The 17131-nt window shown below is 72.8% G+C and carries 16 protein-coding genes and 1 pseudogene; 8 read left to right on the top strand and 9 right to left on the bottom strand.

From position 1 onward, the window contains the following. The first annotated feature begins 24 nt into the window (after positions 1–24). Both yaaA and eda read left to right on the top strand, forming a co-directional pair. Positions 25–834 carry a peroxide stress protein YaaA gene (yaaA, locus tag IM697_RS10190; protein WP_194046754.1) on the top strand — a complete coding sequence of 270 codons (810 nt, stop codon included), beginning with the start codon at positions 25–27 and terminating at the stop codon, positions 832–834. Between the two features lie 73 nt (positions 835–907). Then, positions 908–1540 carry a bifunctional 4-hydroxy-2-oxoglutarate aldolase/2-dehydro-3-deoxy-phosphogluconate aldolase gene (eda, locus tag IM697_RS10185; protein ID WP_194046752.1) on the top strand — a complete coding sequence of 211 codons (633 nt, stop codon included), beginning with the start codon at positions 908–910 and terminating at the stop codon, positions 1538–1540. Here the strand turns inward: eda and IM697_RS10180 are convergent. The 3 genes from IM697_RS10180 to IM697_RS10170 are packed head-to-tail and all read right to left on the bottom strand — an operon-like array spanning position 1515 to position 4309. Further along, complete coding sequence (locus IM697_RS10180; RefSeq protein WP_194046750.1) at positions 1515–2699, bottom strand: bifunctional RNase H/acid phosphatase; 1185 nt, start codon at positions 2697–2699, stop codon at positions 1515–1517. The genes eda and IM697_RS10180 overlap by 26 nt on opposite strands. Positions 2700–2711: 12 nt before the next feature. Next, on the bottom strand, positions 2712–3455 hold the full coding sequence (locus IM697_RS10175) for a zinc ribbon domain-containing protein (RefSeq protein ID WP_194049662.1): 744 nt from the start codon (positions 3453–3455) through the stop codon (positions 2712–2714). Then, positions 3452–4309 (bottom strand): Nif3-like dinuclear metal center hexameric protein, encoded by an 858-nt coding sequence (locus IM697_RS10170; RefSeq protein WP_194046748.1) that lies wholly within the window; start codon positions 4307–4309, stop codon positions 3452–3454. The genes IM697_RS10175 and IM697_RS10170 overlap by 4 nt, the downstream gene beginning before the upstream one ends. Positions 4310–4552: 243 nt before the next feature. On the opposite strand from IM697_RS10170, the gene IM697_RS10165 reads away from it, so the two are divergent. Both IM697_RS10165 and IM697_RS10160 read left to right on the top strand, forming a co-directional pair. Further along, positions 4553–5770, top strand: coding sequence for a hypothetical protein (locus IM697_RS10165; RefSeq protein ID WP_194046746.1), 1218 nt, complete (start codon positions 4553–4555; stop codon positions 5768–5770). A 96-nt stretch (positions 5771–5866) separates the two neighbouring features. Continuing rightward, positions 5867–6031, top strand: coding sequence for a hypothetical protein (locus IM697_RS10160; protein ID WP_194046744.1), 165 nt, complete (start codon positions 5867–5869; stop codon positions 6029–6031). A 76-nt stretch (positions 6032–6107) separates the two neighbouring features. Here IM697_RS10160 and IM697_RS10155 read toward each other — a convergent pair whose 3' ends face one another. From IM697_RS10155 to IM697_RS10145, 3 genes are read right to left on the bottom strand one after another with little or no spacing between them, the layout of a single operon-like run. Next, positions 6108–7046 (bottom strand): 3-oxoacyl-ACP reductase, encoded by a 939-nt coding sequence (locus tag IM697_RS10155; RefSeq protein ID WP_194046742.1) that lies wholly within the window; start codon positions 7044–7046, stop codon positions 6108–6110. Positions 7047–7066: 20 nt separating this feature from the next. After that, positions 7067–8143, bottom strand: a complete 1077-nt coding sequence (locus tag IM697_RS10150) for a Zn-dependent alcohol dehydrogenase (protein WP_194046740.1) — start codon at positions 8141–8143, stop codon at positions 7067–7069. A 29-nt stretch (positions 8144–8172) separates the two neighbouring features. After that, the gene (locus IM697_RS10145) at positions 8173–9048 is read right to left on the bottom strand and encodes a MaoC/PaaZ C-terminal domain-containing protein (protein ID WP_194046738.1); all 876 of its coding nucleotides are present in this window, start codon (positions 9046–9048) and stop codon (positions 8173–8175) included. 439 nt (positions 9049–9487) lie between these two features. On the opposite strand from IM697_RS10145, the pseudogene IM697_RS10140 reads away from it, so the two are divergent. The 3 genes and pseudogenes from IM697_RS10140 to IM697_RS10130 form a co-directional block, all read left to right on the top strand. Then, positions 9488–10252 (top strand): annotated as a pseudogene (locus tag IM697_RS10140) (sensor histidine kinase); the annotation flags it as partial. Positions 10253–10329: 77 nt separating this feature from the next. Further along, positions 10330–11085, top strand: coding sequence for a phosphotransferase family protein (locus tag IM697_RS10135; protein WP_194046736.1), 756 nt, complete (start codon positions 10330–10332; stop codon positions 11083–11085). A gap of 343 nt (positions 11086–11428) precedes the next feature. Further along, positions 11429–12061, top strand: a complete 633-nt coding sequence (locus IM697_RS10130) for a response regulator transcription factor (RefSeq protein ID WP_194049661.1) — start codon at positions 11429–11431, stop codon at positions 12059–12061. Positions 12062–12088: 27 nt separating this feature from the next. Here the strand turns inward: IM697_RS10130 and IM697_RS10125 are convergent, their stop codons facing one another. Genes IM697_RS10125 through IM697_RS10115 form a run of 3 tightly spaced genes read right to left on the bottom strand, consistent with a single transcriptional unit; the run spans position 12089 to position 15118 of the window. Next, complete coding sequence (locus IM697_RS10125; RefSeq protein ID WP_194046734.1) at positions 12089–12958, bottom strand: hypothetical protein; 870 nt, start codon at positions 12956–12958, stop codon at positions 12089–12091. Then, the gene (locus IM697_RS10120) at positions 12955–13497 is read right to left on the bottom strand and encodes a SigE family RNA polymerase sigma factor (RefSeq protein WP_194046732.1); all 543 of its coding nucleotides are present in this window, start codon (positions 13495–13497) and stop codon (positions 12955–12957) included. The genes IM697_RS10125 and IM697_RS10120 overlap by 4 nt, the downstream gene beginning before the upstream one ends. Positions 13498–13549: 52 nt before the next feature. Beyond that, positions 13550–15118, bottom strand: a complete 1569-nt coding sequence (locus tag IM697_RS10115) for an MFS transporter (protein WP_194046730.1) — start codon at positions 15116–15118, stop codon at positions 13550–13552. Between the two features lie 196 nt (positions 15119–15314). Between IM697_RS10115 and IM697_RS10110 the strand changes: the two genes are divergently transcribed. Beyond that, entirely contained in the window at positions 15315–17060 is a 1746-nt protein-coding gene (locus IM697_RS10110; protein WP_194046728.1) for an MFS transporter, read from the top strand. The last annotated feature ends 71 nt before the right edge of the window (positions 17061–17131 follow it).

The raw sequence follows: 17131 nt of genomic DNA, 5'->3' as shown, positions 1-17131 counted from the left end.
ATCCAAGGAAGCTGAGGAGTACGTGTGCTTGTCCTGCTGCCGCCGTCCGAAGGCAAGGCCTCGTCCGGACGGGGTGCGCCGCTGAAGCCGGACGCGCTGTCCCTGCCGGGGCTGAGCGAGGCGCGTGAGGCCGTGCTGAACGAACTCGTCGAGCTGTGCGCCGCCGACGAGGACAAGGCGCGTAACGTGCTCGGGCTCAGCGAGGGGCTGCGCGGCGAGGTCGCGAAGAACGCCGGGCTGCGGACCGCGGGGGCGCGGCCGGCCGGGGAGATCTACACCGGGGTGCTGTACGACGCGCTCGACCTGGCCTCGCTGGACGCCGCGGCGAAGCGGCGGGCGGCGCGTTCGCTGCTGGTGTTCTCGGGGTTGTGGGGGGCCGTGCGGGTCAACGACCGCATCCCCTCCTACCGCTGCTCGATGGGTGTGAAGCTGCCCGGCCTCGGGGCGCTCGGCGCGCACTGGCGGGCGCCGATGGCGGAGGTGTTGCCGGAGGTGGCCGGGGACGGGCTGGTGCTGGACTTGCGGTCGTCGGCGTATGCGGCGGCGTGGAAGCCGAAGGGCGAGGTGGCCGGGCGGACGGCGACGGTACGGGTGCTGCACGCGCCGACCCGGAAGGTCGTCAGCCACTTCAACAAGGCGACGAAGGGGCGGATCGTGCGGAGCCTGCTGACGGCGGGGGCCGTGCCGAAGGGGCCGGCGGAGCTGGTGGAGGCGCTGCGGGACCTCGGGTACGAGGTGGAGGTGGACGCGCCAGGAGGGGCCGGGACGGTCGGGAAGGCCGGGAAGACCGGGAAGGCGTGGATGCTGGATGTGCTGGTGACGGAGATCCACTAGCGGCATTCTGTCGCTCATTGCACCCTGCGCAACGCTCTTTGCGCAGGGTGCTCACGCTGGGCAGGATGAGGCCATGACCTCAGTCCTGGATCTCGCGCCCGTCGTCCCCGTGGTCGTGGTCGACGACCCCTCCGACGCCGTACCGCTGGCCCGGGCCCTCGTCTCCGGCGGCCTGCCCGCCATCGAGGTGACGCTGCGGACACCGGCCGCGCTGGAAGCCATCGGGGCGATCGCGACGGCGGTGCCGGACGCGGTGGTCGGGGCGGGGACGGTGATCACGCCGGAGCAGGTGACGGAGGCGGTCGCGGCGGGGGCGCGGTTTCTCGTCAGCCCGGGCTGGACGGACGTACTGCTGGATGCCATGCGGGCGTCCGGGGTGCCGTGTCTGCCGGGGGTGTCCACCACGTCCGAGGTGGTGGCGCTGCTGGAGCGCGGGGTGCGGGAGATGAAGTTCTTCCCTGCCGAGGCGGCGGGCGGCACGGCGTATCTCAGGTCGCTGTACGGGCCGTTGCCGCAGGCCCGGTTCTGCCCGACGGGCGGCATCGGTCCGGCCACCGCACCGGACTACCTCGCCCTGCCCAACGTCGGCTGCGTGGGCGGCAGTTGGATGCTCCCCCAGGACGCGATCACCGCCCGCGACTGGGCGCGCGTCGAGACGCTGGCCCGCGAGGCGGCCGGGCTCAGCGCAGGTGTGACGTGTCGTTGAGGAGCCGTACGCTCGCGTTGCCGTCGGCGTAGTACGCCACCGCCGAGAGGGAGGCCGCCGAGAGTTCCATGCGGAACAGGGACTCGGGCGGGGCGCCCAGGGCGAGGCGTACGAACGTCTTGATCGGGGTGACGTGGGTGACGAGGAGGACCGTGCGGCCCGCGTACGCCGCGATCAGCTTGTCGCGGGTGGCCGCGATACGGGTGGCGGTGGCGACGAAGCTCTCGCCGTCGCCGGTGGGGCGGGCCTCGGGGTCGGCGAGCCAGGTGTCGAGGTCGTCGGGGTAGCGCTCGCGGACCTCGCCGAAGGTGAGGCCCTCCCAGGCGCCGAAGTCGGTCTCGCGCAGGCCGTCGTCGATGGCCACGTCCAGGCCGAGGCGGGCGGCGACGATGCCGGCGGTCTCCCGGGTACGGGCGAGCGGCGAGGCCACGACGGCCTGGATGGTGCCGCGCCGGGCGAGGGCGGCGCCGACCCGCTCGGCCTGCTCGCGGCCGATGTCGGAGAGGGAGGGATCCGTACCGCCGCTGCCGGAGAAGCGCTTCTCGGGGGTGAGGGGCGTCTCCCCGTGCCGCAGCAGGACGAAGGTGGCCGGCGCCCCCATGTCGGCGGCGCCCCAGCCGGTCGAGGGCGTGGCCACGGTGCGCGCGGCTCGGACATCGGCCTCGGCCTTCGCGTCGGCCGCCGCCGACTCGGCCTTCGCGTCGGCCGCCGCCAACTCCGCCGTGGAGGCCGCCGCCGACCACTGCTCGCCCCGCTTGCCGGCGTCCATCGCCTCGTTGGCCAGCCGGTCCGCGTGCTTGTTCTGCTCGCGGGGGATCCACTCGTACGTCACCTGAAGCGCCGGGAAGACCCGTGCCGCCTGCGCCGCCAGTGGCTTCATGTCGGGGTGCTTGATCCTCCAGCGGCCCGTCATCTGCTCGATGACCAGCTTGGAGTCCATGCGGACGTGGACCGTGGCGGACGGGTCGAGTTCGTGCGCGGCGCGCAGGCCCGCCAGCAGGCCGCGGTACTCGGCGACGTTGTTCGTGGCGACGCCGATGTACTCGGCCGCCTCGGCCAGCGTCTGCCCCGTGGCCGCGTCGATGACGACCGCACCGTAGCCCGCGGGGCCCGGGTTGCCCCGTGACCCGCCGTCGGCCTCGACGATGAACTCCCGCACCCCAGACGCCCCTTACAGGCCCGACTCGGCCGTGCGCACCAGGATCCGGCGGCAGTTCTCGCACCGCACCACCGCGTCCGCCGCGGCCGCGCGGATCTCGTTGATGTCCGTGATCGACAGCTCCTGGCGGCAGCCCTGGCAGGTGCGCTGGTACAGCTTGGCCGCGCCGATCCCGCCCTGCTGCTCGCGCAGCTTGTCGTAGAGCTTGAGCAGGTCCGCCGGGATCGAGCCGGCCATGACCTCGCGCTCCTTGGTGACGGTGGCCACCTCGCCGTCGATCTCCTCGAAGGAGGCGTCCCGGCGGGCGGTCGCGTCGTCGACCTTCCCCTGCACGGCACCGACCCGCTCGGTCAGCTCGGCGACCCGCTCCTGCGCGGACTCGCGGCGCTCCATGACTTCCAGGACGACGTCCTCGAGGTCACCCTGCCGCTTGGCGAGGGAGGCGATCTCGTGCTGGAGGTTCTCCAGGTCCTTGGGGGAGGTGACGGCGCCGGAGTCCAGGCGCTGCTGGTCGCGGGCGGCGCGCTGGCGCACCTGGTCCACGTCCTGCTCGGCCTTGGTCTGCTCGCGGGCGCAGTCGCTCTCCTCGGTCTGCGCGGCCACGAGCAGGTCGCGCAGCTGGGTGTGGTCCTTGGTCAGCGACTCGATCTCGGCGTGCTCGGGCAGCGACCTCCGCTTGTGCGCGAGCTGCTGGAGGCGGACGTCGAGGGCCTGGACGTCGAGGAGTCGGATCTGGTCGGCCGGCGCGGCGTTCAGTTGGGGGCTCCCGTAGTGCTAGTGGGCGGGTTGGATGCCGCGTGGGCGGTCCAGGGGTCGGTGACCGTCTTGGAGACGTGGACCCGCAGGTCCCATCCGTTGCGGTCGGAGATCTCGTCGAGCTGGGCGGCGGCCAGCTCGCACCAGGGCCACTCGGTGGCCCAGTGCGCCGCGTCGAGCAGCGCGAGAGGACTGTGCAGCACGGCCTCCGACGCCGGGTGGTGGCGCAGGTCGGCCGTGAGGAACGCGTCGACGCCGGCCGCCCGGACCTGGTCGAAGAGGCTGTCGCCGCTGCCGCCGCTCACGGCGATCGTCCGTACGACCGCCTCGGGGTCGCCGGCCACGCGGATGCCCTGCGCGGTGGCGGGGAGGCGTTCGGCGGCCTTCCGAGCCAGCTCACGGACGGTCACAGGATGGTCGAGCTCGCAGATACGGCCCAGGCCCCGCCGGCCGTCCGGGTCGGCCGGGTCCGGCACCAGGGGGCGTACGACCCGCAGGTCCAGCGCCCCGGCCAGCGCGTCGCTGACTCCGGGGTCGGCGGTGTCCGCGTTGGTGTGTGCCACGTGCAGCGCGATGTCGTTCTTGATCAGGGTGTGCACGACGCGGCCCTTGAAGGTGGAGGCCGCGACCGTCGTCGTCCCGCGCAGATAGAGGGGGTGGTGGGTGACCAGCAGGTCGGCGTCCAGCTGCACCGCCTCGTCCACGATCTCCTGGACCGGGTCGACGGCGAACAGGACCCGGGAGACCACCTGGTCGGGGTCGCCCACGACGGTGCCGACCGCGTCCCAGGACTCGGCCCGCTCGGCGGGCCACAGGTTCTCCAGCGCGGCGATGACTTCTGACAGACGTGGCACGAGGACAGGCTACCTGGCGGCTCCGTACGGCTGTACCGGCGCCGGGACGGCGGGATCGGCCGCCGCCGGGGCCGCGGGATCGGCACCCGTTCGGGCCCGGACCACGCGCGGTCCCGCTCAGCACAATCGCCTCCGTTTCCTCAGGCGAATCGTTCCTCGGCCACCCCTTTGTGTGAAGCGGATGCCGCCGATCCCACGCCTGTGCGTGCGAAAACTAGCGTCGTGACCGGAGGTGACCGGACCATGACGGCCTGTGCGATCGAGCCCACCGCCGAGCACGAGGACGGCGACGCGCCCCGGGCGGACTGCACCATCACGGCGGACGGTTCCTACGCCGCCCGCCTCGCGCTGGACGGCGACTGCTGGTTCCCGGAGCGCTGGACCCTGGACGGCCCCGAGCCCTACGCCGTGCCGCTGCCCGCCCATCAGCCGGAGGAGCCCGGCACCGAGGTGCAGCCGATGGGCGACGGGCGGGTCCTCATCCGCCGCCCCACCGACGGACGGCACGTCTTCTCGCTGCTGTATCCGACCGGGCCCGGCACGGGTGAGCTGCTGCTGGGCGCGGTCCCGAGCCCGGGCGAGGGGGCCCGGCTGCGGATGCTGCCGCCGGCACCGGGCGGCGACAAGGCGTACGCCCTCGCGGTGGGCCGGCGCTCCAGCGCGGTGTGGCTGGTGGCGGGGGGCGCCCTGGGGCCGGAGCGGCTCGCGGAGATCCCGGGGCGCTGCTCGGGCGGGGTGTGGCTGGACGGGGAGGGGCGGATGCTGGCCCTGGACCGGGAGTCCGGGGGCCGTACGAAGGCCGTCGTGGTCGATCTGGGGCGGGGCGGTGAGGTGTCGCCGCTGTTGCAGATCGCGGACGGCAGCGACGACCGGGTGCTGCTCGCCGACCCGGACAGCGGGCTGCTGCTGATCGGCTCGGACGCCCCGTCGGCGGGGCAGGAACGATTGGGCTGGGGCGTGCTGGGCAGCACGCTGCCGGTGCGGTTCCCGGAGTGCCTGCGGATGCCGGGGTGCACCGTGACGCCGTTCGCGATCCAGCCGGGGCAGGTGCTGACGCCGGAGAGCTGCGGGGTGGCGCTGCGCATCGACGGGCCGGTCGGCAGCTGGGTCGGGGTGTGGCGGCCCGCCGAACGGCAGGTCCGTCAACTGCCGGCGCCTCAGGGGTGGTTGACCGGGGCCGGGTGGTGGACTCGGGATGGGGTGCTGCAACTGCCGTATGCCACGGGAGCGGAGCCCTGTGGAGTGGCGCGCTGGGAAGCGCCCCAAAGGGGCGCGGGGCTGGATTCGACTTGCGGCTACCGCCGCGTGGGCGCGAGCAACCACGACGACGCCGCACAGGACCAACAAGCCGCACAGGACCAACAACATGACGAGGCGCCCACAGAACCCCCGTTGGCCCCCGCAGGGACACGCCCCGTGCCGCTGCAGCAAGCCCCGTTGGGCGGTCTTGTAACGAAGTAGTGGCGGTTGGCGTGGCCGTCTGGATCCGCCCCGTGGTCCGCCGGTTAAACTCGCCGGGCTGTTAGAAAGATCATGTTGACGGGGTGAGCTTTACCGATGAGCAACGCCAGCACGACCCAGCCGGGGCCGGCCGACGTTCACGACGTTCAGGAGGCCGGCGGCCACGGCAGGCACCGGGGCCCGGTCTCGGCCCACGACAGCGAGTCGGCCCCTCGCGGCCGTCACCGCAAGCCGGTCGAGGAGACCGAGACGGCAGCCTGACGCCGCGCGCGAGCAACGGCGTACGGCCCTGTTCCCCTTGGGGAGCGGGGCCGTTCCCGTTTCCCGGGCGCGGTTCTCACGCCCGCTTCAGGCCCAGTACCTCCGCCGCCGCGAACGTCTCCCCCGCCGGGCGGTCCGCGTAGTGCGGTCCGAGTACGGCGTCCAGCTCGTCGTAGGTGAAGGTCTCCTGCTTGCTGTCGAACTTGGCGGCCACCCGGGGCCGTTCGACGACCGCGACCATGCCGCCGTGGACGACGAGCAGCTGGCCGTTGATCCGGGCGGCGGCCGGGGAGGCCAGGTAGCCGACGAGCGGGGCGACATGCTCGGGGGCGAGCGGGTCGAGGCCGCTGCCGGGCTGTTCGAGGCCCGCGAAGACGTCCTCGGTCATGCGGGTGCGGGCGCGCGGGCAGATGGCGTTGGCGGTGACGCCGTACTTGGCGAGCGCGAGGGCGGTGGAGGTGGTGAGGCCGACGATGCCGCCCTTGGCCGCGGCGTAGTTGGGCTGCCCGGCGGATCCGGCGAGGAACGCCTCCGACGAGGTGTTCACGATCCGCCCGTACACCGGTTTCCCCGCCGCCTTCGAGCGCTCGCGCCAGTGCGCGGCGGCGTACCGGGTGGTGTTGAAGTGGCCTTTGAGGTGGACCCGGATCACCGAGTCCCATTCCGCCTCCGACATGGAGAAGACCATGCGGTCGCGCAGGATGCCCGCGTTGTTGACCAGGACGTCCAGCTTCCCGAACTCGCCGATCGCCAGCTCGACCAGCTCACCGGCCTGCTGGAAGTCGGCGACGTCCCCGGTGTGGGCCAGCGCCCGGCCGCCCGCCGCGCGGATCTCGGCGGCGACCTCCTCGGCGGGCGCGGCGGACGCGGCGCCGGTGCCGTCCCGGCCGGGCTGGCCGAAGTCGTTGACGACGACCGCGGCGCCGAGCCGGGCCAGCTCCAGTGCCTCGGCCCGGCCCAGGCCGCGCCCGGCGCCCGTGACGACGGCCGACAGCCCCTCAAGTGGCAGTGACATCCGCACCGTCCGCACCGCCTTCAGATCTCGATGCACGTACGCAGGGCCGTCCCGGTACGCATCTGGTCCAGGGCCTCGTTGATCTCGGCCAGCGGTACCCGGTGGGTGATCAGGCCGGCCAGGTCGATGCGGCCCGCGCGCCAGAGCGTGATCGTGCGCTCGTAGGAGCGCAGGACGTCACCGCCGCCGTACATGGACGGCAGGATGCGCTTCTCGTCGAAGAACAGCTCGAACATGTTGAGCTGGAGGAAGTCGTCCATGGCGCCCGCGCCGACCACGACGAGGGTGCCGCCGCGCCGGGTGTTCTCGTAGGCGGTGCGGGCGGTGGCGGACTTGCCGACGACCTCGAAGACGTAGTCGAAGCCCTCGCCGGCGGTGACCTGCTGCTTGGCGTCGGCCAGCTCGTCGGGTGAGACGGCCCTGGTGGCGCCGAACTTCAGCGCGGCCTCGCGGCGGGAGGCGACGGGGTCGACGGCGACGATCTCGGCGGCGCCCTTGAGCCGGGCACCCTGGATCGCGGAGATGCCGACGCCCCCGCAGCCGATGACGGCGACGGACGAACCGGCCTCCAGATCGGCGGTGTTGAGCGCCGCGCCGAGTCCCGTGGTCACCCCGCAGCCGATGAGGGCGGCGATGTCGAAGGGCACGTCGTCGGGGATGGGCACCGCACAGCCCGCCTCGACCACGACCTCCTCGGTGAAGGTGCCGGTGCCGGCGAAGCCGAAGACGTCACCGCCGGGGCGCTTGAAGTTGGGGGTGCCGGCATTCATGAACCCGGCCAGGCACAGCTCGGTCTGGCCGCGCTTGCACGCGGGGCAGGCACCGCAGGCGGGCAGCCAGCACAGCACGACCCGGTCGCCCGGCTTCAGGTTCCGTACGCCCTCCCCGACCTCCAGGATCTCCCCGGCGCCCTCGTGCCCCGGTACGAAGGGCGCGGGCTGGGGCAGTACGCCGTTCATCGCGGACAGGTCGGAGTGGCACAGCCCGGTGGCCCGCACCCGGACCCTCACCTTGCCGGGGCCGAAGCCCACCGCCTCGAAGTCCTCGAGGACCTCCAGTTTGTCCTGGCCGATCTCGTGCAGGACGGCTGCGCGCATGGTGCGGCTCCCCTCAGGTCATGCGGATGTCAGGAGTGTTCGACGACGGTGTCGGCGAGGACGGGCGCGTCGTCCCGTTCCACCGAGCTCACGGCCACGCGGACGGCGCCCTCCTGCCGCCACATGCGGATGCGCAGGGTCTCCCCCGGGTACATGACCCCGGCGAACCGGGTGACGTACGACCGCACCCGGATCACGTCCCCGCCGAGCAGCGTGTCCACGACCGCCTTCAGGGTCACGCCGTAGGTGCACAGCCCGTGCAGGATGGGCCGTTCGAAGCCGGCGACCTTGGCGAACTCGGGGTCGGCGTGCAGCGGGTTCCAGTCGCCGGAGAGGCGGTAGAGCAGGGCCTGGTCCTCGCGCAGGGGCCGCTCGACGGTCCGGGTGGGCTCGCCGGTCGGGGGTTCCAGGCGGGCGGACGGGCCGCGGTCACCGCCCCAGCCGCCTTCCCCGCGGATGAAGATCTGGGCGTCGTTGGTCCACAGCGGGCCCTCGGCGTCGGCGACCTCGGTGCGCAGCACGAGGACGGCCGCCTTGCCCTTGTCGTACAGGGCGGCGATCCGGTTGGTCGCGGTGGCCGTGCCGGAGGCCGGGATGGGGCGGTGGACGGTGAGGCTCTGGCCGCCGTGCAGGACGCGGGCGAGGTCCACCTCGATGCCGGGCATGGACAGTCCGCTGATCACGCCGGGTGAGCCGGAGCCCGCGACGGTGGCGAAGCTGGGCAGGACGTGCAGCCGGGACTCCAGGGTGTAGCGCAGTTCGTCGGGGTCGGTGGCGGGGCTGTCCTTGTCGGGGTTGGCGCCGGCGCCGATGCCGAGGTGGTAGAGCTGGACGTCCTTGGAGTTCCAGGAGATCTCACCGGTCCGGGGCTCGGCGGCGAGGGCCTTGGCTGCGTCGATGGGCATACGGCTCCTACGGTGGAGTACAGGACCGAGTGCAGGACCGAGTACAAGACCCCGGTACGGCCGTCCGCACCGTCGGCCGCACCGAGGTCGTCACGGGCCGTTCTAGAACGCGTTCCAGTCCGGCGCCCTCTGTATAGCCGAGCGCACTGCACTTGTGAAGACTCCTGACGCCGTGTCAGCTCTGACCGGGGTCGGCTGCGCGCGGCCCCGGGCACCCGTGACATTTGTCCCGCCGTACCGCGTACAACCGCCTCTGCCGCGCGACGGCGCGGGTCCGTACCGTCATGGCATCGGTTCTCATGGGTTCTCGTGGGTTCTCGTGGGTTCTCATCTGACAGGGGGCAGGGGCATGGCCTGGTTGCGCAAGACCCGCACGCGCTCGTGCGAGACCTTCCGGGACGAGCGGAGCCCCAACGGCTACAGCCTGCTGCCCTGCGTCTCCGTCGCCCACGACGGCTGGGGCGGCCTCGACATCGCGTACGCCACCTGGATCTCCACGATGGTGACGGCGGCGATCCTGTCCCTGTCGGAGGCGGTACGGGAACTGCGCGCGGCCCGCGAGGAACTGGCCCGGCGCGCGGTCGAGCAGGAGCGCCTGCGCTTCTCCCGCGATCTGCACGATCTGCTCGGCCACACCCTCTCGGTGATCGTGGTGAAGTCGGAGGCGGCGCGACGGCTGGCCGCCGGGGACGTCGAGGCGGCGCAGTCGCAGCTCAACGACATCGAGGCGGTCGGCCGTCAGGCCCTCACGGAGATCCGCGAGGCCGTGACCGGGTACCGGCAGGGCAGCCTGAGCACCGAGCTCGACCGCGCGGTCTCGGCACTGCGGGCGGCCGGCGTCGAGCCCGCCGTACGCCGCTCCGGCCCACCGCTCGTCCCGCAGACCGAGGCGTTGCTCGGCTGGGTGGTGCGGGAAGCGGTGACGAACGTCGTACGGCACAGCGGCGCCGGGCACTGCGAGATCGTCGTGTCGGGCAGCGGGGAACGGGTGCGGCTGACGGTGACGGACGACGGGGGCAAGCCGGCCGGCGAGTCGGACGGTGTCGGGGGGACGGGACTGAAGGGGCTGGCGGAGCGTCTGACCGCGGCCGGGGGCACGCTGACGGCGGGACCGGGGCCGCGCAACGGCTTCGTGGTGACCGCGGAACTGCTGGTGGGCTCCAGGGAGTTGGCGGCAGAGGCGATCCCGATAGCGGTGGGGTAGCCCGGCGGGTCGGGCGGCGCCACCGCGCGCGATAAACCCTGCGACGTCGACGATCAACCCCGGGATACTGGTCGCCCATGGATGAGGTCGAAGTCGTCGTCGCCCATTCCGAGCGCACGACCCTGCGCGTCGGCGACGTGTTCCTGAAGGTGGACGCCGATCAGGCGCGCATCGACGTCGAGGTCGAGGCGATGGCCCTGGCGCCGGTCCCGACCCCGGAGGTCCTGTGGCACAAGCCGCCCGTGCTCGCGATCGCCGCGGTCCCGGGGGCGGCGCTCGGCCGCCTCGGCGAGCCGTCGACCGCGTCGCCGGCGGCGTGGGCCGCGGCGGGCGCCGCCGTCCGGAAGCTGCACGACGCGCCGTTGCCGCCCCGCCCGGGCCGGGCCGGCCGGGGCCTCGACGAGTTGGCGGCGGATCTCGACGGCGAGTGCGAGTTGCTCGTGTCCAACGGTGTCCTGCCCGCCGACCTGGTCACGCGCAACCGCCGGCTCGCCGAGGCCGCGCTCCGGCCGTGGACCCCGGTGTTCACGCACGGCGACCTGCAGATCGCTCACGTGTTCGTCGATGGTGACGAGATCACGGGCATCATCGACTGGTCCGAGGCGGGCCGGGGTGACGCCCTGTACGACCTCGCCACCCTGACGCTCGGACACGAGGAGCACCTCGGCGCCGTCATCGCCGGCTACGGCGCCGACGTCGACCTCGACGTGATCCGCGCGTGGTGGTCGCTGCGCAGCCTGCTGGCGGTTCGCTGGCTGATCGAGCACGGCTTCGACCCGTCCGCGCCGGGCTGTGAGGTCGATGTGCTGCGATCCCAGGTCAGGAGCCGTTAGGCGCGGGCCGGCCTCCGGGGTGCGGGAGCCGGCTCCATGGGCGCGAGGAGGCGTTCGATGTGCGTCGCGGCTGCGACCGCGTGGGCGCGGCCGGCGCACCGGCGCACCGCCCACCGGCCCACCGGCCCACCGGCCCACCGGCCCACCGCACCAACAGCCGACCGCCCCCATCGGCCCAGCAGCCGACCGGGCGTCCACAGCCCGCAGCCGCCGTGGCCCCGCCCCGCCCCGCCTCGCCTCGCCTCGCCCCAGGAGCCCACACCCGCCTCCGACCGGACGCCCGCCGTCCCGAGCCCCCGAGCCCCCGAGCCCCCGAGCCCCCTACTCTTGGCCCGTGAACGAGATGCCGCGGGACCATCGGCCCGCCAAGTCCATCCGGGTTCTGCTCGCCGAGGACCAGGGCATGATGCGCGGAGCACTCGCTTTACTGCTCGGGATGGAGCCGGACATCGAGGTCGTGGCGCAGGTGTCGGCCGGGGACGCCATCGTCGACGCCGCTCTCACCCATCGCCCCGATGTCGCCCTCCTCGACATCGAACTCCCGGGCCTGAGCGGGCTCGACGCCGCTGCCGAGCTGCGCGACCAGGTGCCCGACTGCCGGGTGCTGATCCTGACGACCTTCGGCCGCCCCGGCTATCTGCGCCGGGCCATGGAGGCGGGCGCCGTCGGCTTCCTGGTCAAGGACGGTCCGGTGGAGGAACTCGCCGTCGCCGTCCGCCGTGTGCTGACCGGTGAGACGGTGATCGACCCCGCCCTCGCCGCGGCCGCCCTGAGCGCCGGCCCCAACCCTCTCACCGCCCGCGAACGCGACGTCCTCAACGCGTCGACCGAGGGCGCGACGGTCGCCGACATCGCCACCAAGCTCCACCTCTCCGAGTCCACCGTCCGCAACTACCTCTCCTCGGCCATCGGCAAGACAGGCACCCGCAACCGGATGGAGGCGCTGCGGGAGGCCCGCCAACAGGGGTGGCTGTGAGGCGAGGCCGTCCTTCCCACACCCTTCCTACTTCGTCACCTCCACCGCCTCGTAGGACGTCCCGTCCGGCGCCAGGCACACGAACCAGTTCGCAGGAGAGCCCTGGACCGGGCGGATGACCGGGTCGTCGTTGAGAGCAGGGGCGAGCTCGCCCTTCGGCACGGCCGGGACGACGGTCGCCGTGCCGTCCCGCCAAGTGCACGTCACCTCCCGGGCGGTCTTGGCGACCTGGCCGACCACCAGGCGCTGAGGGCCGCCGGAGCCCCGCTCCAGGGGGAAAGCGGCGGCCTGGATGTCCGTGCCCGAAAGGATCTCCGACGTGAGAACCGTGTTCTCCATGAACGCCGAGCCGTCCTTCCCGATGCTGCTGTGCGCGAAGTAGGCACTCTTGCCGACCAGTTCGGCAGGCTTGCTGATGCCCGTGGGTGGCGCCCCCTCGTACGAGGCGATCGCCTCCAGCTGGGCGCGTGCTTCGGCTTCGTCGCGCGGTGCCGTCCACACATCCACGTCGACGCGCCACGCCCTGCCCTTGTCGATTCCGCTCGCGAGAACGGTCGTCCGGGGCCTGAGCAGCTCCGGCGCCACGGTCGTCACCGGCTGTGTCGCCACCGCCGCCCCCCGGTCACCCTCCCCGCCCGGCATCCCCGCCACCGCGAGCGTCCCCGCCGAGCCCACCAGCACCAGGGCCGTCGCAGTCGCCACGGCCCAGCGGCGGGCCTTGCGGCGGCGGCCGCCACGCAGCACCGCGTCGTAGGGGGCTATACCGATCTCGACCTCGTCCGCCGCGTCGGCGAGCAGGAGGGCGATGTCCGAATTGGTCATGTCATGGCCGCTCATGCCGTGCCCGCTCATGCCGTGGCTGCTCATGCCGTGGTTCGTCTCCCGGTCCGCGCTCATCGGCTCCGTCCTCCCTGCGTCACCATCTCGGCCAGTCCCGGTATGGCGCGGAGTTTCGCGATCCCCTTGGCCGCGTTGCTCTTGACCGCGCCGACGGAGCAGCCCATCGCCTCCGCCGTCTGTGTCTCGGTCAGGTCCTCCCAGTACCGCAGGACCACCGCCTCCCGCTGCCGGGGCGGCAGTTGGGCGAGCGCCGCCAGCAGGGCGTCGCGGTCGTCGGCCTGGGCGATGCGGTCGCCGGTGTCCGGCACCTCGCGGGCCAGGCCCGAGTCGTCCTTGGGCGCCAGGAACTCCCTGAGCCTTCTGCGGTGTTTGCGCGCGTGCGCGTTGATCATCACGCGCCGTACATAGGCCTCCGGGTCCTCGGCCGAGCCGACCCTGCGCCAGGCCACATAGACCTGTTCGAGCGTCGACTGGACCAGGTCCTCCGCGGCGTGCTGTTCCCCCGTGAGGAGAAATGCCGTCCGCAGCAGCCGCGGCCAGCGGCCGATGACAAAGCTCTGGAACTCCGTGTCCCGAGCCGCCTTGCGATCCCCCATGGGCACCTCCCTAGATATTCAAAGGAGTCCATGGACCACCCGGATCGTTGCCTCAGCTCCCGGAAGAGTTCGCGGAAGCGTTCCCGGAAGAGTTCCCGGAAGAGTTCCCGGAAGAGTTCGTGGAAGAGTTCGTGGAAGCGTTCGCCGAGGACTTCTCAGCAGAGTTCGCGGGGGCCGTCCCGGAGGAGCCCGCGGAAGGCTTTCTCGGCAGCCACAGCAGCATCAGCACCGCCCCCGCAAGCAGCACCCCCGTCGACGTACGGAACACCAGCGCGTACCCGTCGGTCAGCGCCCCCGGCGCCCCGCTGCCGCCCGAACGCGCCGCCGCGATCGTCGCCATGACCGCCAGCCCCAGGGAACCGCCCATCGTGCGCGAGGTGTTGACCAGCCCGGAGACCAGTCCCGCCTCCCCCGGCCGCGCCCCGGACGTGGCCAGTGCCGCGAGCGGAGTCGCCGCCAGGCCCGCGCCCAGCATCATCAGGATGCCCGGCACCATGATCGACGTCAGATACGCGCCCTCCACGCCCAGCGTCGACTGCCAGCCGAAGCCGACCGCCGCCACAAGTGACCCCGTGACCGCCACGTACCGCACCCCCATGTGCCGCATGAGCCGCGGCGCGAGCTTGGAGCCCACGATCACGGCCAGTGAGCTCGGCACCAGCGCCAGCCCGGCCTCCAGCGGGGTGTAGTCGAGCACGTTCTGCGTGTACAGCGTCATGAAGAACCACATGCAGAACATCGCCGAACCGCTCAGCAGCATCGCCACGTTCGCCGACGCCACCGCCCGCACCCGGAGCAGCCCGAGCGGCATCAGCGGAGCCGCCGTACGCGCCTCCACGGCGAGGAAGGCGCCGAGCAGGGCGAGACCGGCGAGCAGGGGCACGACCGTGGCGGTCGCCGTCCAGCCCGCGGCCTCCGTCTGCGAGATGCCGTAGGCGAGGGTCGCCAGCCCGGCCGTCACCAGCACCGCCCCCGGCAGGTCCAGCCGCCGCCGCTCCCCGGCCCGGCTCTCCGCGAGCCACAGCACGGCGCCGGCCAGCACCACGGCCCCCACCGGCACATTGATCAGCAGGACCCAGCGCCATGACAGCACGTCCACCAGCACCCCGCCGACCAGCCCGCCCGCGGCACCGCCCCCGGCCCCGACGGCGGTCCAGGTCCCTATCGCCCGCGCCCGGGCGGCCCCCTCCGGCACCGCCGCCGTCAGGATCGTCAGCGTCGAGGGCGCCAGCACCGCCGCGCCGAGTCCCTGCACGGCCCGCGCGACCAGCAGCTGCCAGCCTTGCTGGGCCAGCCCGCCGCCCAGCGAGGCCAGGGTGAACAGGCCGAGCCCGACGAGGAACATCCGCTTACGGCCGTACAGGTCCCCGGCCCGCCCGCCCAGCAGCATGAACCCGGCGAAGGCGATGGCGTACGCGTTGACCACCCACTGCTGGCCCTGCGCGTCCAGCCCGAGACCGGTCCGCATCGACGGCAGCGCCACGTTCACGACCGACACGTCGAGCACGACCAGGAACTGCCCCGCGCACGCGAGCGCCACCACCAGCCAGGTGGGAGGCGCGGTACGGCGGCGGGCGCGGGCGGCATCGGCGGTGTCGGCGGCAGCGAGCATGCGCGTCATGTTCTCAACGACCCGACGCTCCTGGCATCGGGATTTCGGCCTAGTCCCGGCTCTACCAACGACCTAGGCCCGCCCACCCCCGGCCTCTCGGTCCTCCCGCCTCCCCGGGTCCCGTTAGGCCAAGAGAAGGTCAAGAATTCGTTAGTGTCTCAAAGCATCGGAATAGTTGCCCAGGCAGACGGAGTTCGAGCTACACATGACACAAACGACGAACGACCAGCCCACCGGCAGAGCGACCTCCGGCGCCGTCGTCCCGGTCCTCGCCTTCGCGGGCATCGTCGTCGCGGTGATGCAGACCCTGCTCGTCCCGGTCATCAAGGACCTCCCGCAACTGCTGAGCACCGCGCCCAGCAACGCCACCTGGGTCCTGACCTCCACCCTGCTCTCGGGCGCCGTGGCCACCCCCATCATGGGCCGCCTCGGTGACCTCTACGGCAAGCGGCGCATGCTGATATCCAGCCTGGCCGTGATGGTGATCGGCGCGCTGGTCAGCGCCCTCACCAGCGACCTGATCCCGATGATCGCCGGCCGTACCCTCCAGGGCTTCGCCATGGGCGCGATCCCGCTCGGCATCGGCCTGATGCGCGACATGCTGCCCCGCGAGCGGCTCGGCTCGGCGATGGCCCTGATGAGCTCCTCGATCGGCGTCGGCGGCGGACTCGCCCTGCCCGCCGCGGCCCTGATCGCCCAGCACGCGAACTGGCACGCCCTCTTCTACGGCGCCGCCGGCCTCGGCGCCCTCGCCATCGCCCTCACCCTCCTCGTCGTACCGGAGTCCAAGGTCCGCGCGGAAGGCACCTTCGACCTCCCCGGCGCGCTCGGCCTCTCCGCCGGCCTCGTCCTCTTCCTGCTGCCGATCACCAAGGGCAGCGACTGGGGCTGGACGTCCGGCATCACGCTCGGCATGTTCGCCGCGTCGGCCGTCGTCCTCGTCGTCTGGGGCGTCTACGAGCTGCGCACCAAGGCCCCCCTGGTCGACCTGCGCACCACGGCCCGCCCGGCCGTCCTGTTCACCAACCTCGCGTCGATCATGGTCGGGGTCTCGTTCTACGTCGTCTCCCTGGTCCTCCCCCAGCTGCTCCAGCTGCCGAAGGAGACCGGCTACGGCCTCGGCCAGTCGATGGTCGTAGCCGGCCTGCTGGTCGCCCCGCTCGGCCTGACGATGATGTTCACCGCCCCCGTCTACGCCCGCCTGTCGGCGAAGTACGGCCCCAAGACCACCCTGATCCTCGGCATGCTGATCATCGCGATCGGCTACGGCGCCGGCCTCGGCCTGATGAGCGCCCCCTGGCAGAGCCTCGTCATCTCGGTGGTCCTCGGCGCGGGCATCGGCCTGGCCTACTCCTCCCTCCCCGCCCTGATCGTCGGCGCGGTCCCCGCCTCCGAGACGGGCGCGGCGAACGGCCTCAACACGCTGATGCGCTCCATCGGTACGTCGGTGTCGAGCGCCGTGATCGGCATGGTGCTGGCCAACACCGCGAACAACGTCGGCGGCATCGAGATCCCGACCATGCACGGCTTCCGCGTCGCCTTCCTGATCGCGACGGCCGCCGTGGCGATCGGCCTGCTGATGGCCCTGTTCCTGCCGAAGCAGCGCCCGGCCGCGGCCCGCCCGCAGCTGCGCGCCAGCAGCGAGGAGGACGCGAACCTGGAGCACGCCGAGCAGGCCCTGCGCGGCTTCCGCGGCCGGGTCCTGGACGCCCAGGGGACCCCGGTGGCCCGCGCCAAGGTCACCCTGATCGACCGCCGGGGCCGCCAGGCCGGCGGCACCCTCTCCGCCTCCGACGGCAGCTACGCCCTCACCGTCCCCGCCCAGGGCGCCTACGTCCTGGCCGCCCGGGCCGACGGCCACGCACCGCTGGCCGCGTCCGCGACGCACGCGGGCGACGTCAGCGCGGTGGACGTGGACCTGGCGCTGCCGGGCGAGACGGTCACGGCCTGATCCCCTAACCGACGCACCTCACGCCCCCGTCGTCCCCGGCGACGGGGGCGTGGTGCACGATGGGCGCCCAC

Origin of the sequence: Streptomyces ferrugineus (assembly GCF_015160855.1) — a bacterium.
Lineage (GTDB): Bacteria > Actinomycetota > Actinomycetes > Streptomycetales > Streptomycetaceae > Streptomyces > Streptomyces ferrugineus.
This window is presented reverse-complemented; position numbering and strand designations above follow the sequence as displayed.